This is a genomic window from Brevundimonas sp., assembly GCF_046293315.1.
Lineage (GTDB): Bacteria > Pseudomonadota > Alphaproteobacteria > Caulobacterales > Caulobacteraceae > Brevundimonas.
This window is the reverse complement of sequence record NZ_JBKBPF010000003.1, coordinates 105,259-130,729: the sequence shown is the minus strand read 5'-3', so window position 1 is coordinate 130,729 and position 25,471 is coordinate 105,259. Positions and strand designations below refer to the sequence as shown.

The 25,471-nt window shown below is 67.1% G+C and carries 19 protein-coding genes; 4 read left to right on the top strand and 15 right to left on the bottom strand.

Features of this window, described 5'->3' with window-relative positions:
• Positions 1–10: 10 nt before the first annotated feature.
• From ACK4SE_RS03725 to ACK4SE_RS03690, 8 genes are all read right to left on the bottom strand, one after another.
• Positions 11–832: a carbohydrate ABC transporter permease gene (locus ACK4SE_RS03725; RefSeq protein WP_409688915.1), complete on the bottom strand. Its 822-nt coding sequence runs from the start codon at positions 830–832 to the stop codon at positions 11–13.
• The gene (locus ACK4SE_RS03720; RefSeq protein WP_409688912.1) at positions 829–1,719 is read right to left on the bottom strand and encodes a carbohydrate ABC transporter permease; all 891 of its coding nucleotides are present in this window, start codon (positions 1,717–1,719) and stop codon (positions 829–831) included. The genes ACK4SE_RS03725 and ACK4SE_RS03720 overlap by 4 nt, the downstream gene beginning before the upstream one ends.
• Positions 1,716–2,996: an extracellular solute-binding protein gene (locus ACK4SE_RS03715; RefSeq protein WP_409688910.1), complete on the bottom strand. Its 1,281-nt coding sequence runs from the start codon at positions 2,994–2,996 to the stop codon at positions 1,716–1,718. Before ACK4SE_RS03715 ends, ACK4SE_RS03720 begins: the two co-directional genes overlap by 4 nt.
• The gene (locus ACK4SE_RS03710; protein WP_409688908.1) at positions 2,993–4,411 is read right to left on the bottom strand and encodes a glucoamylase family protein; all 1,419 of its coding nucleotides are present in this window, start codon (positions 4,409–4,411) and stop codon (positions 2,993–2,995) included. Before ACK4SE_RS03710 ends, ACK4SE_RS03715 begins: the two co-directional genes overlap by 4 nt.
• Before the next feature lie 85 nt (positions 4,412–4,496).
• Positions 4,497–7,421, bottom strand: coding sequence for a carboxypeptidase regulatory-like domain-containing protein (locus ACK4SE_RS03705; RefSeq protein ID WP_409688906.1), 2,925 nt, complete (start codon positions 7,419–7,421; stop codon positions 4,497–4,499).
• Between the two features lie 4 nt (positions 7,422–7,425).
• Positions 7,426–8,463 (bottom strand): LacI family DNA-binding transcriptional regulator, encoded by a 1,038-nt coding sequence (locus tag ACK4SE_RS03700; protein WP_409688904.1) that lies wholly within the window; start codon positions 8,461–8,463, stop codon positions 7,426–7,428.
• Positions 8,464–8,756: 293 nt separating this feature from the next.
• Positions 8,757–10,445 (bottom strand): alkaline phosphatase D family protein, encoded by a 1,689-nt coding sequence (locus ACK4SE_RS03695; RefSeq protein WP_409688902.1) that lies wholly within the window; start codon positions 10,443–10,445, stop codon positions 8,757–8,759.
• A gap of 12 nt (positions 10,446–10,457) precedes the next feature.
• On the bottom strand, positions 10,458–13,004 hold the full coding sequence (locus ACK4SE_RS03690; protein WP_409688901.1) for a TonB-dependent receptor: 2,547 nt from the start codon (positions 13,002–13,004) through the stop codon (positions 10,458–10,460).
• Positions 13,005–13,215: 211 nt separating this feature from the next.
• Between ACK4SE_RS03690 and ACK4SE_RS03685 the strand changes: the two genes are divergently transcribed.
• Together ACK4SE_RS03685 and ACK4SE_RS03680 are read left to right on the top strand one after the other, a co-directional pair.
• Positions 13,216–13,500, top strand: a complete 285-nt coding sequence (locus ACK4SE_RS03685) for a DUF4212 domain-containing protein (protein ID WP_409688899.1) — start codon at positions 13,216–13,218, stop codon at positions 13,498–13,500.
• Positions 13,501–13,509: 9 nt separating this feature from the next.
• Positions 13,510–15,417 (top strand): sodium:solute symporter family protein, encoded by a 1,908-nt coding sequence (locus tag ACK4SE_RS03680; protein WP_409688897.1) that lies wholly within the window; start codon positions 13,510–13,512, stop codon positions 15,415–15,417.
• 40 nt (positions 15,418–15,457) lie between these two features.
• Here ACK4SE_RS03680 and ACK4SE_RS03675 read toward each other — a convergent pair whose 3' ends face one another.
• Entirely contained in the window at positions 15,458–15,856 is a 399-nt protein-coding gene (locus ACK4SE_RS03675; protein ID WP_409688895.1) for a RidA family protein, read from the bottom strand.
• Positions 15,857–15,996: 140 nt separating this feature from the next.
• Between ACK4SE_RS03675 and ACK4SE_RS03670 the strand changes: the two genes are divergently transcribed.
• Positions 15,997–16,587 carry a TetR/AcrR family transcriptional regulator gene (locus ACK4SE_RS03670; RefSeq protein WP_409688893.1) on the top strand — a complete coding sequence of 197 codons (591 nt, stop codon included), beginning with the start codon at positions 15,997–15,999 and terminating at the stop codon, positions 16,585–16,587.
• Between the two features lie 39 nt (positions 16,588–16,626).
• Here ACK4SE_RS03670 and ACK4SE_RS03665 read toward each other — a convergent pair whose 3' ends face one another.
• Complete coding sequence (locus tag ACK4SE_RS03665; RefSeq protein WP_409688892.1) at positions 16,627–18,564, bottom strand: S9 family peptidase; 1,938 nt, start codon at positions 18,562–18,564, stop codon at positions 16,627–16,629.
• Between the two features lie 144 nt (positions 18,565–18,708).
• Here ACK4SE_RS03665 and ACK4SE_RS03660 point away from each other — a divergent pair, with 144 nt between their 5' ends.
• Positions 18,709–20,700: an acyltransferase family protein gene (locus ACK4SE_RS03660; protein WP_409688890.1), complete on the top strand. Its 1,992-nt coding sequence runs from the start codon at positions 18,709–18,711 to the stop codon at positions 20,698–20,700.
• 9 nt (positions 20,701–20,709) lie between these two features.
• On the opposite strand, the gene ACK4SE_RS03655 is transcribed toward ACK4SE_RS03660, so the two are convergent.
• The 5 genes from ACK4SE_RS03655 to ACK4SE_RS03635 all read right to left on the bottom strand — a co-directional run bounded on the left by ACK4SE_RS03655 (position 20,710) and on the right by ACK4SE_RS03635 (position 25,470).
• Complete coding sequence (locus ACK4SE_RS03655; RefSeq protein WP_409688888.1) at positions 20,710–21,489, bottom strand: hypothetical protein; 780 nt, start codon at positions 21,487–21,489, stop codon at positions 20,710–20,712.
• Positions 21,486–22,691 carry a tRNA 2-thiouridine(34) synthase MnmA gene (mnmA, locus tag ACK4SE_RS03650; RefSeq protein WP_409689152.1) on the bottom strand — a complete coding sequence of 402 codons (1,206 nt, stop codon included), beginning with the start codon at positions 22,689–22,691 and terminating at the stop codon, positions 21,486–21,488. Before mnmA ends, ACK4SE_RS03655 begins: the two co-directional genes overlap by 4 nt.
• Positions 22,692–22,794: 103 nt before the next feature.
• Complete coding sequence (locus ACK4SE_RS03645) at positions 22,795–23,079, bottom strand: DUF1153 domain-containing protein (protein ID WP_292104335.1); 285 nt, start codon at positions 23,077–23,079, stop codon at positions 22,795–22,797.
• 170 nt (positions 23,080–23,249) lie between these two features.
• Entirely contained in the window at positions 23,250–24,698 is a 1,449-nt protein-coding gene (flgE, locus tag ACK4SE_RS03640; RefSeq protein WP_409688885.1) for a flagellar hook protein FlgE, read from the bottom strand.
• Positions 24,699–24,732: 34 nt separating this feature from the next.
• Positions 24,733–25,470 (bottom strand): flagellar hook assembly protein FlgD, encoded by a 738-nt coding sequence (locus ACK4SE_RS03635; protein WP_409688883.1) that lies wholly within the window; start codon positions 25,468–25,470, stop codon positions 24,733–24,735.
• Position 25,471: the final 1 nt, after the last annotated feature.

Genomic DNA, 25,471 nt, shown 5'->3' with positions numbered 1-25,471 from the left:
ACTCACGGGTTCAGCCCTTCACGCTGCCCGCGAGCATGCCGCGGATGTAGTAGCGTTGCAGGGCGAGGAAGAGGATCAGCACCGGCAGGACGGTGATGACCGATCCGGCCATCATCATCTCGATGTCCTGCACGTGCTCGCGCGACAGCGTCGCCAGCGCCACGGGCAGGGTGTAGTTGGACTGGTCGGTCAGGATGATCAGGGGCCAGAGGAAGTCGTTCCAGGACCCCACGAAAATGAACAGGGCCAGGGTCACCAGAATCGGCTGCAGCGTCGGCAGCACCACGCGGGTGAAGATCTGGCGCTCCGAGGCGCCGTCCACCCGCGCGGCTTCCAGCATCTCGTCGGGGATCGACAGGGCGTACTGGCGCACCAGGAACAGGCCGAAGATGGAGGTCAGCCACGGGACCAGCGCCCCGGCGTAGGTGTTCACCAGCCCCACCTGCTTGAGCATCAGGAACAGGGGCAGGGTGCCGATCTGGGCCGGGATCACCAGCGCGCCCACCAGCATCTGGAACAGCCGGTCGCGACCGGTGAATCTCAGCTTGGCGAAAGCGTAGCCCGCCGGGACGGTGACCAGCAGGCACAGCCCCGTCGCCAGTCCGGCCAGGGCGACGCTGTTCCACAGATAGCGCCCCATGCCCTGGTTGGCGAACAGGTCGCGGTAGTGCTCCAGCGTCGGCTGGGCCGGCAGCAGCGGCGGCGGGAAGGTCGCCGCCTCGCCCGCGCTCATGAACGACACCGACACCATCCACGCCAGCGGGAACAGCACGATCAGGCCGATCAGGGCCACCGCGATGTTGAGCAGAACCTTGGGCAGGGCGTGCTTCATGTCTCGCTCCCCAGGCGGCGCGAGACCCACAGCTGCACCAGGGTGATGGCGAAGATGCACAGGAACAGGATGAAGGCCACGGCGCTGGCGGAGCCCAGGTTCCACCATTTGAAGCCCTCTTCGTACATGAAGTAGAGCACCGTCACCGTGCTCTGGGCGGGTCCGCCCTGGGTCATCACATAGGGCTCGGCGAACAACTGGAAGAAGGTGGCCACCGAGATGATGCTGACCAGCAGGACGGTCGGCGCGATGGCCGGCAGGGTCACGTGCCGGAACTGCTTGACCGGCCCGGCGCCGTCGATGCGGGCGGCTTCATAGAGCTCCTCCGGCACGGTCTGCAGCACGGCCAGGAAGATCAGCATCGAGTAGCCGAACAGCTTCCACACCGCGAAGATCAGGATGGCGGGGATGGCCGTCCCGGGCTGGCCGAGCCAGTCCACCGGCGGAATGCCGAACCCGTCCAGCACCCAGTTGATGACGCCGTAGCGGGTGTGCAGCAGGTAGCGCCACACCACCGCCGTGGCCACCAGCGTCGTCACATACGGCGCGAAGAACGCCACCCGCCAGATGGGCCGCCACTTGACCATCTTCGAGTTCAGCAGCACCGCCGCCAGCAGCGAGGCGACGATGGTGGCCGGCACGCCCAGAACGGCGAACCAGGCCGTGTTGCGCATGGCCGTCCAGAACAGCGGATTGCCCAGCAGGTTGACGTAGTTGTCCAGCCCCACGAAGCGCATGTTGCGGATGTCGGCCAGGGCGTAGATGTCGAAATCGGTCAGGCTCAGCAGCAGGGCGCCGAACACCGGAATGACCAGAAACAGGCCCACCGCCGCCAGCGCCGGCGACACGAAGCCCCAGGCCGCCCGTTCGGTCCGCGCCGCGCTCATACCGCTCGCCCCTGATCCAGCATCCAGCGGCGCTTCTCCAGCAGCCGGTCGGCGCGGCGGTCGATCTCGGCGCCGGCGGTCTCGGGGGTGTACTCCCCGCGCACCATGCGCTCGGCCACCACCTGCATCTCGGTGACCACCCGCTCCCACTCGGGCGCCTTGGGCACCGGCACGGCCCGCTCCAGCTGGGCCTCGAAAGGCGCCAGCTTGTCGTCGCTGCGGATGCCCGCGGCCGCCCAGGCCTCCACCTTGGCGGGCAGGTTGCCGGTCAGGGCGTTGAAGCGCGCCTGGGTGTCCACCTGGGACAGATAGCGCACCAGCCGCCAGGCGGCATCCTTGCGCGGCGAACTGTCGAACACGATAAGGCTGGAGCCCCCCGGCGCCGAGGCGCCCGGCCCGTCCGGGCCCGGCACGCCGACGGTGGCCCAGTTCGCCTGCATCGCGTCGGACAACCGGTTGCGGAAGTCCCCGACGCTCCATGGGCCGGAGAAATAGAAGCTGAAGAAGCCCCGGCTGAACTCGTCCCAGACGTTGGAGATCTGCGTGGCCGACATGGTGGGCGCCAGCCCCTCGTCGAACAGGCTCTTGTAGAAGGCCAGGGCCGAGACGAAGGCGGGACTCGAGAAATTGCCGCGGCTGTCGTTGTCGCGGAGCAGGGGCTCGCCGGTCTGGAGACCGAAGGTCAGCAACTGCTCGAACTCGTTGACCGGCATCAGGATGGCGTAGGCGCCGTCGCCGGCCGTGCGCTTGACCGCATGCATCGCGCGCTTCCAGCCCGCCCAGTCCTGGGGCACGGCGTCATAGCCCGCGCGCGCCAGAAGGTCGGTGCGATAGAACACCAGCCGGGTGTCCACGTACCAGGGCGTACCCATCATCCGGCCGCCGATGCGGTTGGTCTCCATGACGCTGTCGAAGCCGCCGGCCACGATGTCGTCGGCGTCGGCGGGCACCGGCGTGGCCGCGCCGATGGCGGTCATCTCGGCGATCCAGGTGTTGCCCACCTGGCTCACGTCCGGCAGCGAGTCCCCCGCATAGGCGGTCAGCAGCTTCTCGTGCGCGGCGGTCCAGGGCAGGGCCTGAACCGAGACGCGCACGTCCGTATTCAGGCGGTGGAATTCCTCCAGCAGGGCGGGGGTCGCGGCCCCCTCATTGCCCATGGCCCACAGGGTCAGGCGCGTGACGCCGTCGTCCGGTCGCGCGCAGGCCCCCGCCGACGCGGCCAGACCCCCGGCCATCAGGCCGAGCGCCGCGCGTCGATGAAGGCCGGACCCAGTCATGCGCTCAGCCATCCTCCGCTGAAGCCGGCGCGCTCGAGGCCCCGGCGCAGGTGCGGGTCGGTGCGCATCAGCCGCCAGATCAGATCGGACCTGTAGTTCTCGATCATGATGACGATGGGCCCCTGATCAATACCCAGATGCTCGTCGGCCACCCAGCCCCGCTCGGGGTCGACCGAGCCGTGAAGCAGGGTGTTCCCGCCGGTGTCGGTCAGGCTCGGGTTGAAGGCGTCGAGGAAACCGTACCGGGTGTAGGTCTCGGGATAGCGGGCCTTGATGGCCTTGACGCAGGGGATGACGATTTCCGGCGCGAAGGCGATGGACGCCGCCGCCGCCGTCGGGGCGATGGTGCCGTCGTCCCGTTCGCCCGGCCCGCGCGCGGAGTAGCTGAAAAATTCCCGCTCGCGTCCGCCGAATTCGAGGAAGAAGTCGCCCGGCCCGTCGCAGGCGGTCAGGCCCCAGACCTCGTCCGAATAGCCCGTCCAGCCGCCGGGGTTGTCCCGTGCGTAGGCTTGCTGGGCATAGGCGGCGCGGCGGCTGTTCTCGAAATAGTCGAAGCCCTTGTCGCGCATGTAGGGGTCCAGGATGCCCCGGAAATCGACCCACTTGTGGCTGTACTGATGGCCGAACATCGGCGCGAAATGCAGGTGGGGCTGGCCCCGGCGGTCGGTCCAGCTGAGGGTGTCATAGGTGGAGCACCAGGTGGTCCACGCCTGCGGGCTGACCGGATGAGTCGGGCTGCCCAGGGCCATCAGGATCACCAGCATGGCCTCGTTGTAGCCTTCCCACCGGTGCTCGATGAAGCCGGTCTCGGGATGCCAGCCCATGGTGATGTAGGCGTCCCCGTAGGGCTGGGCCCAGGGCCACTCGACCCGGGCATAGACCGCCTCGGCCAGCTGCCGGATCTCGACTTCCTCGGGGTGGTCCTGATCGAAATAGCGGGCGGCGAACAGCATGCCGGCCACCAGCAGGGCCGTGTCCACGGTGGACAGTTCGGTGGTCCCGAAGCGGTGGCCGGTGTCCATCTCCAAGAAGTGGTAGAAGAAGCCCTTGTAGCCGGTCACGCCGCGCGCCTCGGGTCCCTGCGGCGCGTTGTAGAAGAAGCGCATGGTGTTCAGGGTCCGCTGGCGTCCCTGCTCGCGGGTGATCCAGCCGTTCTCGATGCCGATGGGCCAGCACGTCAGGGCGTCGCCTACTGCGGCCACGGAGCAGAAGCTCAGGCTGGGGGCGCGGTCCGGCGTCAGGCCGGTTTCATGGGGCGTCACGTCCCAGAACCAGCGGAAGGTGCGCTCTTGCAGTTCGGCGATCTCGGGATCGAGCCGGCCCGGCGCGACGCCGGTGGCGCAGGCGCCCAGCGACGCCAGGGAGAGGCCGCCCGCGGCGGCGCATGAAGTCAGAAGAAATCGACGGCGGTCCAAGAGGAACCTCCTTACGCGTTACTGTATCAAAAAATCGGCCGCCCCCGGGGAGAATTGGGGGCGGCCGAGGCTCAGGAGAAAATCATCACCAACGGTAGCGCATGCCCACCTGGAAGCTGCGCGGCGGACCGGACACGCAGCCCGGATTGCCGAAGTTCGGATTGCCTTCCGGCGGAATGAAGCCATCGTAGCAACCGAAGTTGTCGAAATCGAAGACGTTGAAGACCTCGCCGATCAGCTGCAGCTGGTGCCCCCCGAACACTTCGAACTCGCGGCTCAGGCGCAGGTCCATCTGGCGGAAGGCGAAGGCGTCAGGCAGCAGAAACTGCTCGCGCACCGGGCGTCCGAAGTTGCCGATGACAAGGTTCTCGCCGAAGCCGTTGGACGCGTCGGTGACGCTGAAGGGCGTGCCGGAGCTGAGGGTGATCAGGGTAGACAGCTGGAATGCCCAGGGGAGGTCGACGATGCCGGATGCGACGATCTGGTGATCCACGTCGGCGGCGTTCGGATAGAACGGCTGGGCCGCCACATCGGGGAAGTCGAAGTTGAACAGATAGCCCCGCTGCTCCGAATCCACGCCCGTGTACGCGAAGCTGACGCCCCATCCCGAATCGGCGGTGTAGGGTTTGTCCGCCGTCAGATACAGCGCCGTGTATCGCGTCTCACGCTCGTTGTTGGACGCGACCACAGTGCCGAAGCCCGGCACCACGATATTGTCGTAGAAGCCTGAGGCGTTGCGCTCGGTGGTGCGGTTCGCGGGGAAGTAGGCGATCTCGTTCTTGCCGACCTGGTGCACCACCGAGATGGAGGTCTGCCATTCGCCCAAGCGCTGGCGCAGGCCGATGCTGAACTGATCGGTGAACGGCGGCTCCGTGTCGTTGCGCACGATGCGCAGCTCTCCGTTCGGCGCTTCGCCCGAGGCGATGAGCCCGTCCAGCCCCTCGCGGCTCAGGTAGCTGGGATCCCATTCGATGGTGGGCTGGCCGTTGCGGTCCGCGCCGTCTGCCGAGAAGCGGAAGGTGCGGTTGGTGAACTGGCGGAAAAGGCTTTCCTCCGCCGCGTTGCGGAACAGGGTGCGGTCGTAGAAGCGGCCAAAGCCGCCGAAGACTACCGTCCGCTGGTCGGCGAACACATCGTAGGAGAATCCGAAGCGCGGGGCGATGGCGCCCATGAACGGATCGCGGTTGTCGCCGGTGGAGATGTAGTCGTCGGCGAAGAAGCGGTTACCGGGTTGATCACGCAACTCTTCTTCCAGAAAGCGCAGCGCGGCCACCGCGTCGTCGGGGGTGACGTAGTCCTTGTTGTTGGCGTTGGTCTCCACGTCCCAGCGCACGCCCAGATTCAGGGTCAGGTGCTCGTTGATCTCCCAGTCGTCCTGGATAAACAGCCCGATCTGAACGTTCTCTGCAGTTACCGTAGGCTGTCCGACGCCGTAGAGCGCTTCCGCGGGAAAGCTGAAATTGAGATTCTGATCCGGATCATTCTGGAAAAAGAAGGTGGGATTGGTGTTCTGTCCGCTAAACACGCTGTACTCGTTGAACGAAATCTTCCCGCCAATCTTGAACAGGTGTGAGCCGCGCCAGTCGAGCGGCTGGAAGGTCACGTTATTGCGGAAGGTGAGATTGCGCTCCTCGACCTCCTGAGCCGTGCTGCGCCCGCCGATGCGGATGACGCCGGCGTAGTCCAGCCCCACCTGGTCGGGATTGACGATCGTGGGATTGAAGCTGCTCTCGCGGTAGTCGACGCTGGCTTCGTTCAGGAAGTTGGCGGCGTCATAGTCCCACTGGGCCTTGACGCTGGTCACGGTGTTGTTGACCAGTTCGCCCGCCTCCACCGAGGTCGCGCCGCCGAAGCCGCGCAGGTCTTCCTCGTCGCGATGGCTGACCGACAGCTCCAGGGTCTGGTTGTCTGACGGCCGCCACGTCAGCTTGCCGAAATAGATGTCCTGCCGGAACGGGCTGGCGAAGGCGCCTTCGTAGTCAGCCACGTCGAACGGGAGGAGCGCCTGCTGCTCGGGCGTGCCGCCGGCGGTCACCTGACTGGAGCGGACCTGGTCGTTGACCTCCCAGGCCGCAAAGAAGTTCAGACGGTCCTGAATGATCGGCCCGCCCAGCGAGACACCATACTGCTCGCGGCTCAGTTCCGGCGTGTCCAAACCGTCCCGGCGCTGGAAGAAGTCCGGCTCGACCATGGAGTCGTCCTGGTAGAACCCGAAGACCTCGCCGGTGAACTCATTGCCGCCCGAGCGGGTAATGGCGGTGATGACCGCCGTGCCCGCCTGTTCGTACTCCGCCTTGAAGTTCGAGGTGGCGACGCGGAATTCCTGCACCGCCAGCTGGCTGAATGGATTGCCGCGGCTGGAATCCTGGCCGATCACGCCGCCTGGATTGACGTTGGACTTCAGGCTGACGCCATCGACGAAGACGTTGACCTGGCTGGAGCTCAGGCCGTCGGTCGAGGCGTTGCCGCCGGCCGAGAAATCCCGACGGAACTCGTCGGTGTTCAGCCGCACACCGGGGGCAAGGGCGGCGAAATTCAGGAAGTTGCGATTGTTCTGCGGCAGGGTGCTGATCTGCTGCGAGGTGACATTGGTGGCGACTTCGGACGTGCGCACTTCCGGCAGCCGCGACAGGGTGACGACCAGGCCCTCGACCGTCGTCGCGTCCGCCGCGTCGCCGGCGAGTTCGAACGGGATGTAGGCCTGCTGGCCCACCTGCAGGGTCGATGTCTGGCTCGTCGTGGCGCCGCTGGGACCTGTGACGTCGAAGCGATAGGTGCCCGGCCGCAGTCCGGACAGGGCGTAGTTCCCGTCTGAGCCCGCGGTTGCGCGTGTGACGAAGCCGGTGTTGACGTCCGTGGCGGTGATCGTCGCTCCCGGCTCGGACACGGCGCCGCGCACGGTGGCGGTCGAGGTCTGCGCCATGGCGCCTCCCGCGAGGAGCAGCGAGGTCGCGATGGCGGCGGCCGATGCGCCCATCAGGCTTCGGTGACGTCTGGTGTTCCGGATCATGGTCTTAACCTCCCTGAGCGAGCGCAGATTTGGACCCGCTTATCCCGCTGTTGCTGCTACTGGATTCGCGCGCGACCAGTCGGGGCCGCACGATCTCGTGGTCGGGGGAGGCGTCCCCCGCGGCGTCGATCAGGCCCACCAGGCGCTCCAGCGCGCGGCGGCCCGTCTCGGCGATGTCGATTCTCATGGTGCTCAGGGCAGGCCGGACCAGCGACGCGATGGGCACGTCGTCGAAGCCGCCGACAGCAACATCCTCGGGACAGCGCAGGCCTGCTTCCTGCAATGCCAGTAGAACGCCCACCGCCATCATGTCGTTGCCTGCGAACACGGCGTCGGGACGAATGTCCATGGCCGCGATGGCGGCCCCGGCCCGATAGCCCGATGCCTGGTTGAAGTCGCCGTCCAGCACCACCGGGTCGATTCCGGCCTCCGCCATGGCGGCCATATACCCGGCGCGCCGCGCCTCGGCTTCCAGATTGCCCCCGGGTCCAGCCACATGCGCCACGCGGCGGCGGCCCTGATCCAGCAGGTGACGGGTCATGGCCTCCGCCCCGCCGTGGTTGTCCACGGTGATGGACGGCCGGCCGATATCGCGCGCGCCGCCGTTCATCAGCAGGACTGGCAGGGATCTGGGCATGCTGGCGGCCAGCGCCGCGGCGTCCAGATGGGGTGACAGGATGATCAGCCCGTCGACGCGGCCACGCATGGACTTGATGGCGAAGGACGCCTCGTCGGCGTCGTCATGGGAGCTGGACACGATCAGGTGCAGGCGCTTCTCGCGCGCCGCCCGATCCATGCCGCGGATCAGTTCCGAGAAGAACTCGCCGAACAGGTCGGGCAGGATGACGCCCACGGTGTCGGTTCTGCGGGTGATGAGACTGCGGGCGCCGGAATGGGGCACATAGGACAGGGCCTCGACCGCCTCCCTGACGCGGGCGCGGGTCTCCTCGGCGACCACGCCCTGGCCGTTGAGCACGCGCGAGACCGAGGCCACGGAAACGCCCGCGCGTGCGGCCACGTCCTTGATGGTCGCGGCCTTCATGACCGCGCCTCAGGCTCTGATGCGAGGGCTTTCGCCGTCATCCTGGTGCTGTCTCCCTGGCCACGTCCGAACCGCCCCGGCGGCCTTGGCGGCGGTCCGGCGTTCAGCGTGTAATCGTTTACATGACACAGCCGTAATCATCTAGGCAAGCGTTTGTCGAACGCTCGAACACGAAGGAACCGGCGGTTTTGCCAGGGGAGGACCGCGTCACATCAGGCAGCGGCGGACCGTGAAGCGCCCGGCCCTGCTCGATGCCGGGGTCCTCAAGACCCGCGTCAGGGTGCTGATACGCTCTAGCCCTGGGTCAGCTCGCCGGCGCCGGCCGGGCCGCGCGCCACGGTGAAGCGCGCGGCGTCGCGGACCTCGAAGGGCTTGGCCAGGATGGTGGACACCGCCTTCAGCTCGGCGGTGGCCTGATCCCGTGTCAGGGTCAGCAGCACGAAGCCCTTGGAGGACTGGTCGCAGAACACAACCTCCTCATTGGTCTGCGCCAGGGCGGCTCCCAGCGGCAGTCCGGGAACCGCGTCGCCCACCGACGGGCTCGAGATCGAGCTGGTTCCGAACTCGACAGCGCGGCGCTCACCGGCGGCATCCTTCAGCTCGTTGACCCAGAAGGCGTGGCTGTCGCCGGCCAGGACGATCGGGGAAACGCCCGCCTCGGCGAAGGCGGCGTACAGGCGCTCGCGCTCGGCGGGATAGCCGTCCCAGCTGTCCAGATTGAATGGCAGGCCGAAGCGGAACAGCTGGATCGACTGTTGCACCTGGGCCCGGATGTCGTCGGGAAGTTGCGACAGCAGGCCCTCGATCATGGCCGCCGGCAGCGTATCGGCAATATTGGGCCCGGCCACGCGGGCCATGACCACCTGATTGCCGATGATCTGCCACGGACGGCCCGCCAGACGCGACGCCTCCAGCTCGCCCTTCAGCCAGGCGATCTGGTCGGTGCCCATCAGTTCGCGCGCGGGATCGTGACGGATGGCCTCGAAGCCGGCCACGTCGGGGATCGGATTGCCCGCCGCGTCCGTGGTCATGGGCAGGTGGGTGGCGTAGCCGATGGGCTCGTCGCGGGCGGTCAGCCGCGTCTCGACCATCACCAGGGTGGCCAGATCGCCGAAGTGGAAGGTGCGGTTGATGGCCTCCATCGACAGGCCGTCGCGGGGTTCGCGGATGGGCATCCATTCGTAATAGGCGCGCAGGGCCGCAGCCTTGCGCACGCCGTAGTCACCCTCGTCGCGGGGCTGATGGTTCTGGGCGCCCTCGGTCCAGCTGTCGTTGGCGAGTTCGTGGTCGTCCCAGACGCAGATGAACGGCGCGCGCGCGTGGGCGGCCTGCAGGTCGGCGTCGGTCTTGTACTGGGCGTGACGGCGGCGATAGTCGTCCAGGCTGACGATCTCGTGGGCCGGCTCGGGGATGCGGTTCAGCGGCGTGCCGGTGACCATGCCGTAGTCGTCCGCCTCGGCGCCGTACTCATAGATGTAGTCGCCCAGGTGCACGACCGCGTCCAGGCGCTCCAGCCCGGCCATGGCCTCATAGGCGTTGAACAGGCCGCCGGGGTGCAGCTGGCATGAGGCCACGGCCAGCACCACGTCCCCGGTCCCGCCCGCGGGCAGGGTGCGGGTGCGGCCCTCGGGCGAGCGCACGTCGCCGACCGCGAAGTCGAAGCGGTAGTCGGCGCCGGGTTGCAGACCGCCCACATCAACCTTGACCGTGTGGTCGCGCTCCGGGCCGGTCTCGACCGTGCCGGAGGCGACCACGGTGTCGGCGTCCAGCGGCCGGATGCGCCAGTCCACCGAGACCGCCGCGTCGATGCGATCCGGGCTCACCCGGGTCCACAGGATGACCCGGTCATTGAGCGGATCGCCAGAGGCGACGCCATGGCGGAACGCGACCGCCGCAGCGGCCTGGCGGGCCTGTGCGGAGGCGGCGGGGGCGGCGGCCCCCGCTCCGATCAGGCCCAGAACGCGGCGACGGTCGATGCGCATGACAGCGGCTCCCTAGTAACGCAGGCTCAGGTTGATACCCCAGGTGCGGGGACGGCCGGGGATGAAGGTGGGCATGCCCAGGGCGTCGCCGGTGTTGCCCGCATCCTTGATGAACTCTTCGTCCAGCAGATTGTCGCCGAACAGCTCGACGCCCCAGTTGGCGCTGTCAGGCGCATAGCGCAGACGCAGGCTGAGCAGGCCGTAGCTGTCCTGGAACTCGTCCTGGATCAGGTCGGGGACCAGGTTGTTCGCCTGCAAAGCCGGAAGGTCGTTGTCATCGTCGAAGAAGACCTCGGACTGCCAGGTGTAGGTGGGCTGGATCTCGAAGGCGCCGGCGCCGGCCCGAACCCGCCACACTGCGCCCACCGACGCCATGTGGTCCGGCGACAGGCGGAAGCTGTTGCCCTCATAGATGCCGTTGCCGAAGCGCGAGTGGTTGAAGCCGTAGGTGGCGAACAGGTCCAGGGCGTCCGAGGCGGCGTAGAACACCTGGCCTTCAAAGCCATAGGATTCCGCTTCGCCGGCGTTGGTCGTGATGAACTGGGTGCCTTCCTGCACGGTCGTCTGGAAGTTTTGATAGTCGTAGAAATAGACCGCGCCGTCCAGGCGCAGACGCCGGTCCATCAGCGCCATCTTGGCCCCGATTTCGAAGCTGTCGACCGTCTCGGCCTCGATCACGTTGAACGCCGGCGCGCCACCGGGCGCCGAGGGGGGGCCGACAGACAGCACCTCAGGGCGACGGCCGCGGGCGTAGTTGGCGTAGACGTTGACGTCGTCCGACACCGCATAGCGGGCGGTCAGGCGCCAGGTAAAGCCGTCGTCCTCATGGTCCTGGGTGATCATGTCGCCGTTGTTGGCGGTCGGCTGGGACGTCAGGCCGAACAGGGGCAGGCCGGGCAGGGTGGCGAAGCCCGGCGTGGCGAGGGCCCCGATCAGGCCGGTCAACTGGGCGTTCAAGGCAGCCGCCTGCGTCAGGGCCTCGGGGGTGCCGATGGCGACCAACTGCTGGATCTGGGTAGCGATCGCTTGGGCGCCCAGGATGCCGCCGAGTGTGGAGCGGCCATTGTCCACCTGGGCCGCGTAGCCGGTGGTCTTCTCGTCCGTAGTGTAGCGAAGGCCGGCCGACAGCTCCAGTCGATCGGTGGCCTGGAAGGTCATGTCGCCGAACACGTCCCAGGAGGTCAGCTCCGAAGCGTTGGTGGGCGTCTCGATGTGCGCCGGCTTCAGGTTCGCGGCGATCGCCGGGGCGAGCCCACCGGCGCCGAGCGGCGCCAGCAGTTGGCTCAGGATCAGCTGGGACAGGCCCGGATAGGCCGCGGCGGGCAGCGTTCCGCCGCCAAGTCCGCCGTCCAGGAAACCAGAAAGCTGGGCCAGTGCCATGCGTTCGTCGAACTGGGTGGGGGTGCGTTGGTAGCCTTCCTCATGGAAATAGCCGGCGCCGAAGAAGCCGGTCACGCGGGGCCCGGCCTCGAAGTTCAGGCGCAGCTCCTGACTGAACTGCTCGCCGTAGGCTTCCTCGGCCGCGGTCAGGATGGGCAGGGACACGCCGTCGGCGTCGAAGGTCTCGTAGGAGTCGAACTCGCGGTAGGCCGTGATGCTGTTCAGGGTCAGCATGGGCGACAGCTCCCAGGCCAGGAGGCCGGTCACGCCCCACACGTCGCGGTCCAGCCCGAGGGACTGTCCGCCGTCGAAGTCGGCGCCCGGCGTCAGCGCCGCGCCCGCCCACGGGTCGATCGGGCCGAGCGGGGCGCCAGTCACCGGATTGGCGGGCGCGTAGGCCATGGAGGTGAACGGCGTGCCCGAAGCGCGATCGGTCTGGTAGTTGGCGATGACGTCGATGCTGAAGCCCGACGCGGGTTCAAACGCGGCCGACAGGCGGAAGGCCTCGGTGTCGATGCTGTTGTAGTCATCACCACCCGACAGGTTTTCCACATAGCCGTCGCGGCTCTTCAGGCGGGTAGAGAAGCGGATGGCGGAGGTCTCGCCCAGCGGCATGTTGATCATGCCTTCGGCCAGGCGATAGCCCAGGTCGCCCATGCCGACCCGGGCCTCGGCGTCGAACACGCCCGGTTCGGCCCGGCGCTGGACGATGTTGACCGCGCCGATGAGAGCGCCGCGTCCGTACAGGGTCGACTGCGGACCCTTGGCGATCTCCATGCGCTCGATGTCGAACAGTTCAACGTAGGAGCCGCGCGACTTCGAGATGGACACACCGTCCTGATAGACCGACACGCGCGGCTCGGCCGTCGCGGCGCCGGAGTCCGAGGTGATGCCCCGCATCACGAAGCCGGGGTTGTTGGGCGACTGGTTCTGAACCAGGAAGCCGGGCACGAAGGCCGACATTTCCTCGAATTCCTGGACGCCCAGGTCGCGCAGGAAGTCGCCGTCATAGGCGGTCAGGGCGAAGGGGACGTCGATGGGGTTCTGGGCGCGCAGCTGCGCCGTGACGATGATCTCGTCGACCTGGGTGGCCTCCTGGGCCTGGGCGGCCCCGGCGGCCAGGGCGCAGGCGGCTGCGGCGCTCATGAGGCCGATGCGATAGGATGTGGTGCGCGACATGACAGTTCCCCCAAATGGTTCGAGACCCGTAATCGCCGTTCATGTAGCTCGCGCGACAGGTCGGCCACGGAAACGTGACGCTTGATCCGGGGCGGCTGAAATACGGGATCCGCGGCGCCACCGCCACAGGCCCGCAGACGCGTGGCCGGCAAAATTTGTTGCGCCCCGCGCCGTCATCGTTTCACTCTCCCAAGATGCAGGGAGGCGATGCATGACAGACACCAGCCGCGTCGAGATCCGCCGGGCCGAGCACAGGGCCTACTGGAAGAAGAACCTGACCCTGATGGGGGCGCTGCTGGCAATCTGGTTCCTGGTGTCGTTCGGGGCTGGAATTCTGTTCCGCGACTGGCTGGATCAGTTCAGCATCGGCGGGGCGCCGCTGGGCTTCTGGTTTGCCCAGCAGGGATCGATCTATGTCTTCGTTGTGCTGATCTTCGTCTATGCGGCGGTGATGGACCGCATCGAGCGGCGCTACGCCGCTGAAGAGCAGGACTGAGGGGCGCACATGGACACCATCTTCGGCCTGTCGCCGACCCTGTTCTGGACCGGCCTGTTCGTCATAACCACCTTCGGACTCTACATCGGCATCGCCGTGTGGGCCCGGGCCGCCAGCACCAACGATTTCTATGTGGCCGGGCACGACGTGCATCCGGTGTTCAACGGCATGGCCACCGCCGCCGACTGGATGAGCGCGGCCAGCTTCCTGTCCATGGCCGGAATCATCGCCTTCTCCGGCTATGACGGCTCGGTCTATCTGATGGGCTGGACCGGCGGCTATGTGCTGCTGGCGCTGTTGCTGGCGCCGTATCTGAGGAAGTTCGGCAAGTTCACGGTGCCGGACTTCATCGGCGACCGGTACTATTCCCAGACCGCCCGGATCGTGGCGGTGATCTGCGCCCTGTTCATCTCCTTCACCTACATCGCCGGCCAGATGCGCGGGGTGGGCATCGCCTTCTCCAACTTCCTGAATGTGCCCATCGAGATCGGCGTGATCGTGGGCGCGATCGTGGTGATGTTCTACGCCGTGCTGGGGGGCATGAAGGGCATCACCTACACCCAGGTGGCGCAGTACTGCGTGCTGATCTTCGCCTTCATGGCGCCGGCCATCTTCCTGTCGCTGCAGATCACCGGTTCGCCCATTCCGCAACTGGGTTTCGTAGGCAACGCCCAGGACGGGACGCCGCTTCTGCTCAGTCTGGACCGGACCCTGACGGACCTCGGGTTTTCCGCCTACACCGAAGGGACCAAGGCGCGCATCGACGTGTTCGCCATTACCCTGGCCCTGATGGTGGGAACAGCGGGTCTGCCCCACGTGATCATCCGCTTCTTCACCGTGCCCAAGGCCTCGGATGCGCGGAAGTCAGCCGGCTACGCCCTGGCCTTCATCGCCATTCTCTACACCACTGCCCCGGCCGTGGCCGTGTTCGCCCGTACCAACTTCATCGATACGGTTCACCAGTCGGAGTACTCAGTGGACGTGCGGCGGGGCGAGGCCACGGCGGCGGAGCAGGGCGAGGGCGCCACGCCCCAGTGGTTCTACAACTGGGAGCGCACCGGGCTTCTGGAGTTCACCGACAAGGACGGCGACGGCCGCATCCGCTACGCCGCCGACCCCGAGGTCAATGAGGTGACCAGGCTGGACCAGGACATCTTCGTGCTGGCCAATCCGGAGATCGGCGGCCTGCCTGCCTGGGTCATCGGGCTGGTGGTGGCGGGCGGTCTGGCGGCGGCCCTGTCCACGGCGGCGGGCCTGCTGATGGTCATCTCCTCGGCGGTGTCCCACGACCTGTGCAAGAAGGTGCTGTTCAAGGGCATGAGCGATGCGCGCGAACTGCTGGTGGCGCGGCTGGCGGCGGTGGTTGCGGTGCTGATCGCCATTCTGGCGGGCATCTATCCGCCCGGCTTCGTCGCGGCGGTGGTGGCCTTCGCCTTCGGCCTGGCGGCGGCCAGCTTCTTCCCGGCGATCTTCCTCGGCATCTTCTGGAAGCGCATGAACAAGCACGGCGCCATCTGGGGCATGATCTCGGGGCTGACGATCACCGGCGCCTATCTGATCCACTTCAAGGTCGGGTTCTCGCCCATGGTCATCGGCGTCACCGCCCTTGTGCTGGCTTTGGCGGTTTTCGTGCTGCATCTGGGCGCGTCCCAGGACAGCGGACGGCGCTTCACCCCCTTCGCGGCGGCGTCGGGCGTGCTGGTCCTGATCGGGCTGGCCGGCCTGTTCGGCCTGTTCCCCGGCGCGCCCGTGGGCACGCCCGAGGCCTGGTTCCTGTCCATCTCGCCCGAGGGCTTCGGCGCCGTGGGCATGCTGATCAGCTTCGCCGTCTCGATCGTCGTCACCCTGGCTACGCCCGCACCGCCGGCCGAGGTCCAGGCCATGGTCGAGGAGATCCGCCTGCCGTCCGCGAGCTAGCGGTCCGGCAGGCGAAAGGGCGCGCCCGACGCCGGTTCGCTCAGGCGGCGTCAGGAATGCGGGCGATGACCTTGATCTCGAAATCAAATCCGGCGAGCCAGGTCACACCCACGGCGGTCCAGTTCGGATAGGGGGGCCGGGGAAACACCTCGGTCTTCACAGCCATGAAGGCCTCGAACTGGCGCTCAGGATCGGTGTGAAAAGTGGTGACGTCGACAATGTCCTCCAGCGTGCAGCCGCCCGCCTGAAGCGTCGCCCTGAGGTTGGCGAACGCCTGCCGCACCTGATCCTTGTAGTCGGGTTCCGGGCTGCCATCCGCGCGGCTTCCCACCTGGCCCGAGACAAAAAGCAGATCCCCCGAGCGGATGGCGGCGGCATAGCCATGGGCGTCATAGAGGGCGTGGCGCTCGGCGGGATAGACGGGTTCTGGCCTGGTCATGTTCGGGTCCTTTGTCGGGTGATCGCCGCGCTTCACAGGGCGCGGGCGGCATGGCATACGCTTCGTATGTCAGTTGGTCGCATACGAAACGTATGTCAATGAGCCGGCTCGGTTGATGATCCTGATCCACGAGGCGCGTGATGGCCGAAAAGACCCGAGCGGACATGATGGAGGAAACCCGCGCCAAACTGATTGCGGCCGGGCGACAGGCCTTTGCGGAGAAAGGGTTCGCCGCCGCGTCCATGGATGATCTGACGGCGGCTGCGGGCCTGACCCGCGGCGCGCTCTATCACAATTTCGGTGACAAGAAGGGCCTGCTGGCGGCTGTGGTCGCGCAGGTCGACGGCGAGATGGCGGCGACGGCTCGAGAGGCGGGCCGGCAGGCTGACGGCGCCTGGGCGGCGCTGCTCGCGGAAGGGGCGGCCTATATCGAGCTGGCGCTCGATCCGGAGATCCAGCGCATCGTCCTGCTGGATGGCCCAGCCTTTCTTGGCGACCCCTCGCAATGGCCCAGCCAGAGCGCCTGCCTTGAAGCCACGCGCGACGCCGTGACCGACCTGATGAGGGCGGGGGCGCTCAAGCCGGTGGATATAGAGGCCGCAGCGCGGTTGTTGAACGGGGCCGCGTTGAACTCGGCGCTTTGGGTTGCGGCCAGCGAGGAGCCGCAGAAGACCCTTCCAAAAGCCGTCGAGGCCTTCAAATGCCTGGCTTCCGGATTCCTGGCGGACTGACCAGAGGAACGGCCAGTCAGCCAGGATCACGGGTCGACGCTAGTCCCCCCGCACGTGCGCATTCAGGAAGGCCAGGTAGGCTTCCTGTGCGGTGATGCGGTTCTCGCGGCGCAGGAAGCCGTGGCCCTCGTCGGGGAACAGGACGTATTCCACCGGCACGTCGTTGGCGCGGATGGCGGCGACCAGTTCGTCGCTCTCCACCTGCAGCACGCGCGGGTCGTTGGCGCCCTGCACCACCAGCATGGGCCGGACGATGTTGGAGGCGTGGAACAGCGGCGAGATGCGGCGGTGGCGCTCGGCGTCGGTGGCCGGGTCGCCCATCTCGTCATAGAGGGCGTCGCGCTGGGCGCCCCACCACGGCGGGATGGACTCAAGCGTGCGCACCCAGTTGGTGACGCCGAAGATGTTGACCCCCGCCTCGAAGGCTTCCGGGTGGAAGGCCAGGGCCGCCGCGGTGATGTAGCCGCCATAGGAGCCGCCCATCACCGCCACCTGGTCGTCGGCCACCCAGTCCTGATCGCGTAGCCACTGGCCGCCGTCGACGATGTCCTGAAGGTCCGCCTCGCCATGGGCGCGGTCGTCCATGTGGAAGAAGGTCTTGCCGTAGCCGGACGAGCCCCGGTTGTTGGCGCCCAGCACCGCATAGCCGTGATTGACCAGATGCTGGACCATGGCCGAATAGCCGCGCCGGGTCTGGCCGCCCGGCCCGCCGTGCACCAGCACCAGCGCGGGGACCGGATTTTCGGCCGAGGCGCCGCGGGGGCGATACAGCACCGCCGGAACCTCAACGCCGTCCGAGGCGCGGTAGCGGACGATGACAGCCTCCACCAGATCGCTTTCGGCGATGGCCGGGTTCAGGGCCGTGGTCAGGCGCCGCGCCTGTCCCGTTCCCAGATCCGCCACGAACACGTCCGACGGCGAGGTGTCGGATGCGACGGTGAAGGCGATGGCGCTTTCGTCGGCGTTGAAGCGCACCTGGCCGATGTCGCCGTCGGGCACGCCGGTGAGGGCCACGGGCTGGTTTGTGGTGGTGTCCAGCAGGGTCAGTTGGGTGGAGGCGTCGGCGTTGACGGCGGACACGCGGTAGCGGCCGGACGGCGAGAAGGCGACGTACATCACGTCCCAGTCGGCCGCGAGGTAGGGCGTCTTCTCGCCGGTGGACAGGTCGTGGCGCCACGCCTGATTGAACTCGCCGTGCGCGTTGGTGGCGTAGATCAGGGCGCCGCCGTCCGGGGTGAAGTCGTAGGTCCCGTGGGCGACATTGCCCTCATGCTCGGTGATGAGCACCGGCTCGCCGCCGGTCTGCAGGTCCACCAGATAGACGTCGGAATTGGCCGAGGTGATGGGCTTGTCCATGGCCAGCCAGCGCCCGTCACGCGAGATCGCCGAGATGAACATGCCGGGGTTCTCGTAGACCAGCCGGCTCTCGTAGGTGGCTGCGTCATAGGCGTAGAGGTCGAACACCTGCGGGTCGCGGGCGTTGGAGGTGACCCAGAATGTCGACCCGTCGGCGCTCCAGCCCAGCAGGTCGGCCTTCACATTGTCGCCGGGCGTCAGGTCGCGGACCGATCCGTCCTCCTCGCGCACATAGACATGAGTCAGCTCGCTGCCCCCGCCGCCGGAATCAGCGGTCAGCAGCACCCTGCCGTCGTTCGGAAAATAGCTCTCGGCGAAGGTGGCCACGTCGGTTGAGGCCGTGAGCGGCACGGGATCGCCGCCGTTGAGGGGCAGGGCCCAGGCGTTGAACACGCCCGTGCGGTCGCTGGAGATCAGGATCGAGGATCCGTCCGGCGAGAAGGCCGCCCCGGCAGGGCTGGCCATGCTGTAGCTGGTGGTCTCGAAGAACTGGGCGGCGGTGTAGGTGCGCGGCGCTTCGGCCGATGCAGCGGTCTGGGCCAGCGCCGGGACGGGCGCGAGCAGGGCGGGGACGGCGGCGGTCAGGGCGAGGGCCGAGACCAGGCAGGCGAGCTTACGCATGGAGAACCCCTCTATCGATGATGACCTCTAGAGGCGGCAATCCATCACGACGGATGCAGACTGTCGCCGAAATAATCGCCGGTCGTTGAGCCGACGGTAACCGGCGCCGTGGCAGGGAGGGCGCTTAACTGTCGGGGAACGCCCATGTCCGTCGCGCCAGCGCGCACTGACCGCCGGGGAGACATCCAGGGCCTGAGGGCCGTGGGCGCCCTGCTGGTCGCCGTGTTCCACATCTGGTTCGCCCGGGTGTCGGGCGGGGTGGACGTGTTCTTCGTGGTGTCCGGCTTTCTGCTGATCGGCTCGCTGGGCCGGGAGACGGTTGCCAAGGGCTCGGTGGACCTGATCCGCTATGCCGCCAAGCTGGCCAAGCGGTTGTTGCCCGCGTCCCTGTTCGTGCTGGTGGTGATCGTCCTGACCGCCCCGCTGTGGGCGCCGGGGGTGCGGTGGGAGCCCTACGCCAAGCATGTGATCGCCTCTGCAGCCTATCTGGAGAACTGGTATCTGATCCGGTTCTCCACCGACTATCTGACCCGCGACGCGGCCACCCCGCCGGTCCAGCACTACTGGGCCATGGCGGTACAGGTGCAGGCGCTGGTGTTCTTCGGCGTGGCCATGTGGGGTCTGGCGTGGGCGCTGGGCAAGACGGCTATCGACCGCACAAAGGCCGTGACCGGGTTCCTGATCCTGATGTTCGTGGGCTCGCTGGCGTGGTCGGTGATCCATACGGCGCGCGACCAGCCCGCCGCCTATTTCGACACCTTCGCCCGGCTGTGGGAGTTCGCCCTGGGCGGCATCGTCGCCCTGATCCTGCCGCGACTGAAGCTGGGCGAGGGGATGCGGCTGATCGTCGGCTGGCTGGGCCTGGCCCTGATCCTGTCGTGCGGCTTCCTGCTGCAGGTCTCCACCGTGTTTCCCGGCTATGCGGCCCTGTGGCCGACGCTCGGCGCGGCCATGGTGCTGATCGGCGGTCTGGGCGTCAGCCGCTTCGGCGTGGCGCGGCTGCTGGGCAGCCGTCCATTCACCTGGCTGGGGGACCGGTCCTATGGGCTGTATCTGTGGCACTGGCCGATCCTGCTGGCCTATCTGGCGATCAGCGAACGGACCGTGGCCACCCCGCTGGCGGGTCTGGTCATCATGGGCGCGTCCATCCTTGCGGCGGACCTGACCCTGCGCTTCATCGAGGGACCGACGCGGTATCTCAGCGAGGCGAAACCCTGGCGCATCCTGATCGCCGGAGCCGCCGCCGTGGCGGTCGCCGGCGGGGTCGCCGTGGGCTGGATCGGCTACACCAAATTCCAGGCCCGCGCCGAGTGGGCGCGGCTGGCGGATGCGGATGTGTACCCCGGCGCCGGTGCCTTCGGACGGGACATCCCCGAGGCGCCGGTGACGCCCGGCCCGTTCACCGTGCGCGCCGACCGGCCCGAACTCTACGACAACGGCTGCCACCAATCCGAGACCGGGACCGCCACACCCAACTGCGTCTATGGCGACCCGGATGCGCCCTACACCCTGGCGGTGGTGGGCGGCTCCCACGTGACCCAGTGGTTCCCGGCCTTGGTCGGGGCGGTGGAAGGATCGGACTGGAAGCTGATGATCTTCACCAAGAGCGCCTGTTTGTTCCGCGAGACGCCAGAGCCGCACGAGCCCCCGTCATGTGCGGAATGGAACCGCAATGTCATGGCCGAGCTGGAGCGCATCCGTCCCGACGCGGTCTTCACCACCACCACGCGCGGTGAGTATTCGGCCGATGAGGTGGCTCCGGGATACGTCGAACGCTGGCGCGAGCTGGAGGTGCTGGGCATCCCCATCGTCGGCATGCGCGACACCCCGTGGTTCCAGTTCGATGTGGCGGAGTGTGTGGAGCGCTTCGGCCGCGATGCGGCTCGGTGCTCACGGGCGCGGGCGGACCTGCTGTCGCCGGAAAACCCGACGCTTCAGGTGACCGGGATCGACCGTCTCTATCCGCTCGATTTCTCGCGCTTCTTCTGTGACGAGACCACCTGTCCGGCGGTGGTGGGCAATGTCATGGTCTATCACGACACCCACCATTTCGGATCGACCTACGCCCGCTCGCTGGCGCCGATGCTCCGGGATGAACTCATGCCGGTGCTGGACCAGATCGCGGCGGCGCGTTGACCTGAGCATTCAATCCCGAAGGAGGTTTGCATCGTCCCAACCTTCAGGGCCGAACCAGCGGCATACCAATCGGGAGTTCAGGGCGTGCAGACGTTCAAAAGACGCCCTCGGCGCGAAGCGCGCACATGAGAGGTATTCCAGCCGGGGGCAGCTCCCAAGGGCCGACAGGTCCTGATCTTTCAGTCGGACCGACGTGGCGAAGAACGCCTTGAGACTCTTCAGCCCGCTTAAGGGCGCCAGGCTGGGAATGACGTGTGGCTTCCAGATGCTGCCTTCGATGCCCAGAACTTCAATGTGATCGGCGCCCCGCAGCCAATCGATCTCGGTCATGTGTCCTAGGTTTTCGATGAATAGGGTCTTGAGCGAAGATAGTTCGAGCAGCGGCTTGAAATCCGTGATGCGCCTTGGGCTGACGAGGCGGAGATGCTTCAGTTTTTTCAGGGCGTGCAACGGGCTCAGGTCGTGCGCGGTGACAGGGTGTTCCAGCTCAAGCCGTTCAAGGTTCACCAGTGTGCCGATTTCGGCGAGATACGACTGATCTGCCGCACCTGCGATCAAATGCGTGAGAGAGAGGCGCTCTCTGATGCCCTTGTGAGAGGCTTTCTTGCGGTTCAGCCAAGCGCGCTCCGCCCCAGGGGGAACTGTGGATGCGTTGTCACACTGAATCTCGAACCACTCGTTCCAGTCGTGGCCGTCGAGGCCTCGAAAACGGGCGTTGAGGTTGGAATCCAGGGCGGTTAGCGAGGCGGGCGTGAAAGGATAAATCGTCCTGGCGCCCGCCGCCGTCATGCCGGAACCACCGCCGTCGTGTCCCGAATGAAGCCGCCGCCCAGCAGGCGGTCGGGATCGGCGGGGTCATAGAGGACGCAGGCCTGGCCCGGCGCCACGCCTTCCTCGCCGTCGTCGAACACCACGGCCACCGCCCCGTCCTGAATGGCCAGGCGGGCGGGGGACGGATCGCGGGTGGAACGCACGCGCGCCAGCACGGCCGCGCCGTCTCGGGCCGCTTCCTCGATGGACGCCTGATCGCCCAGCCAGTTGGTTTCCTCCAGCGTCAGTGACGCGGTCAGCAGCGCCTCGCGGGGGCCGACGATGACTCGGCGGGCCTCGGGTTCCAGCTTGATGACAAACAGGGGCTCGCCCACCGCCACGTTCAGACCCCGGCGCTGGCCGATGGTGTAGTCGGTGATGCCGGAGTGCGTACCCAGCACGCGGCCGTCCATGTGCACGATCTCGCCGGCTTCCCGCCCCTGCGGCCGCAGCCGGTCGATCAGGGTGCGGTAGTCGCCGGTGGGCACGAAACAGATGTCCTGGCTGTCCGGCTTGGCCGCGATCTTCAGGCCCAGTTCGGCCGCCACGCCGCGCACCTGTGGCTTCTCCAGATCGGCCAGGGGAAAGCGCAGGTAATCGAGCTGATCCGCCGTGGTGGCGAACAGGAAATAGGACTGGTCGCGCGAGTGATCGACGGCCTTGCGCATCTGCGCGCGATTGCCGACGGCGGCCCGGCGGACGTAGTGGCCGGTGGCCATGGCCTCGGCGCCCAGATCGCGGGCCACATTCAGCAGGTCGCGGAACTTCACCGTCTGATTGCAGCGGATGCAGGGCACCGGGGTCTGGCCGCGCAGATAGCTGTCGGCGAACTGGTCGATCACCGCGTCGCGGAAGCGGCTTTCATAATCCAGCACATAGTGTGGGATGCCGATCATCTCGGCCGCCAGCCGGGCGTCGTGAATGTCCTGACCGGCGCAGCAGGCGCCCTTCTTCTTCAGCGCCGCGCCGTGGTCGTAAAGCTGCAGCGTCACGCCCACCACGTCATAGCCGGCCTTCGCCAGCAGGGCCGCCACCACGGTGGAGTCCACCCCGCCCGACATGGCCGCCACCACCCGCGCGCCCATGGGCAGGCCGACCGCCGCGCGCGCGGACTCGATCGCTGCGTCCATGTCGGTGCGCGCGATGTCGGGGACAGGGCAGAGGGGCTCCATCAGGGTCATGGGCGCCATTTAGGGGCTAAAGACGGAGAATTCGAGGCTGCGGCCAAAGGAAAGGGCCGCGTCCTTGCGGACACGGCCCCCAAACCTTCGGAGAAAACCGCGACTACTGGCGGTAATGCTGGATGCGCGTGGTGCGCAGGCCCTGCATGCCCCATTTGTCGATCGCCTTTTGCCAGGCGATGAATTCCTCGGCGGTCAGACGATAGCGCTCAAGGGCGTCCTCGAGCGAGATCAGACCGCCGCGCACGGCGGCGACCACCTCCGCCTTGCGGCGGATGACCCAACGGTCGGTGTTGGGCGGCGGCAGGTCGGCGAGGGTCAGCGGGGTGCCCGTCGGGCCCACCACATACTTCTCGCCGCGGTTATTTAGGCGCTGTTCTTTCAGCATGGGCTTGAGCCTCGTACGTCACCATCACAGTCAGGAGCATAGGCCGACGCCCTAAAAGGCCGCTTAAGCGCCGTGGTGAACGGAAAGATAAAATCCGCCCTCTCCCAACGGATTCCACGGGTATTGCTTAGGTAATGATTCATCGACTCTAACGATTACTTGCCCGCGTATCAGCGTTTGATCCGCAGAAGCTCCTCAAGCATCTCGTCCGCTGTGGTGATGATTTTCGAGGAGGCGGAGTAGGCGCGCTGGGTGGTGATCAGGCCTGTGAACTCGGTGGACAGGTCCACGGTCGAGGCTTCCAGCTGGGACGCGCCGACGAATCCGGCGCCGCCCGTGCCCGGCGCCTTCAGGTTGAAGGTGCCGCTGCCCTGGGTCACGCGATAGGCGTTGCCGTTGACCGGGCTGAGGCTGTCCGGGCTGGGGAAGGTGGCCAGGGCGACCTGGGCGATCTTGCGCATCACCCCGTTGTCGAAGATGGCGGTGACAAAGCCCATGTCGTCGATCTGGATGTCCGTCAGATTGCCGAAGGCGGTGCCGTTGGTCAGGGTCGCCTGCACCACCGAGGCGCTGTCGTACTGGGTCAAGCCGCCGGCTGAGGCGTTCAGATCGAAGCTGACGGTCTGGTTCTGGATGCCCAGGCCGTCGGCCCAGCGGAACTCTCCCGCCGCCGGGGGCCCGCTGTCCGAGGCGCCGAAGGTCAGGCTGGCGTTCTCCGGGTCGTCGAACAGGGCGGCGGCGCCCAGGGCCTGCATGGCCGCCACGTCCAGACGGCCGTCCTGGGTGAAGGCGATGAGGCCGGAGCGCAGCTGGCCGTTGGTCAGGCCGGCCCCGGTTTCCACGTCGTCGGCGGGGATGGCGCGGATCTCGGCGTACCACTGGTTGGGCGTGTCGCTCTTGAGGAAGGACACCGCCAGGCTGCGCTGGCCGCCCTTGGAGTCCGACACCGGGATGGTCAGCTCAAAATCGGGCCGCACGCCGGTGCCCGTCTCGGGATCCCACATGGCCATGGAGTTGGTGGCCGGATCATAGGCGTTGGGCCCTGCTGTTGTGACGGCCAGGGCCTCGGCCGACACGACCTGGCTGGAGCGCAGATTGGCGTTCAGCTGTACCCGGGTGGTAGCCTCGGCCGTGCCGCCGACCGTGCCCACATTGATGGAGCGCAGGCGGTTCAGGTCCGACGGATCGGTGTTGATGTTGCCCTCGGTGTCCACCGGCCAGCCCTGCAGGTAGAGCCCGGCCGTGTTCTTGAGGTAGCCCATCTCATCGACGCGGAAGGCGCCGGCGCGGGTGAACAGCCGGGTGTCCGCCGGGGTCAGGTTTTCGGACCGCTCGGCCACCACGAAGAAGCCCGCGCCCGAGATGCCCAGATCGGTGGATGAACTTGTGCGCTGCAGCTGGCCGGACTGGCTGATGAAGTTCCGGGTGGAGGCCATGACTCCGCCCGCGGAATAACCGGAGCCGTGGCTCTGGTTGTTGACCATGGTCTGGAACTCGCCCTGGGTGCGCTTGTACCCGATGGTGTTCACATTGGCGATGTTCTGGGAGATGGCGGACAGGGCGGCCGAGTTGGCGGCGAGGCCCGAGACGCCGGCGAGAAGCGCGCTATTGATGCTCATGGTGAGACTCCTGCGAAGAGAGAGGTGACTGGGTTCAGTTGAAAGGGTTCAGGGCCGAGGCGATGGAGGCCAGCAGGCTCTCCTCGTCCTCGTCGGGCGGAAGTTGGGCCTGGGCCTGCTCCTCCAGGGCGATGACGTGGGTCAGGGGCACGACCGAGCGGCCGATGGTCAGGTAGGGCTGGCCGTTGTACATCTCGACGCCGCTGACCCGGCCGCGGATCAGCACCTGGGAATCCACTCTCGAGCCGCCCGCCGAGGCGGCGGTCACGCGCAGGGTGTAGACGCCGCCCTCCTGGACCTGACCGCCGCCGGTGGTCTGGCCGTTCCAGGTGAAGTCGTGAATGCCCTCGGACGTCTGGCTGGCCTGGCCGGTCCAGATCACGTCGCCGTTGCCGTTCAGGACCTGGACGGTCGCCGAGGCGGCGTTGGAGGCGAGCTCGTAGCTCCAGGTGGCCTGGCCATCCTGGAACTTGACGGCTTCCCAGGCTGCGGTGGCTTCGCGGCCGATGTAGTTGGCCGCGTTGGCCATGCCGCCCCCGCCGCTCTGCTCCAGCAGGGCGGTGAGGAGATCGTTGGTCAGCAGTTGCTGCTCGACCCCCGCCATCTGGGTCAGTTGTGATGTGAACTGGTTGGAGTCGACCGGCGAAAGGGGATCCTGATTCTTCAACTGGGCTGTCAGCAGAAGAAGGAAGGTCTCGAAGTTCGAGGCCAGCATCTGGCTGCCGGAGTTCAGCCGGCTCCCGGCCTGGGTGGTCGAAATGGCGTCAACCATG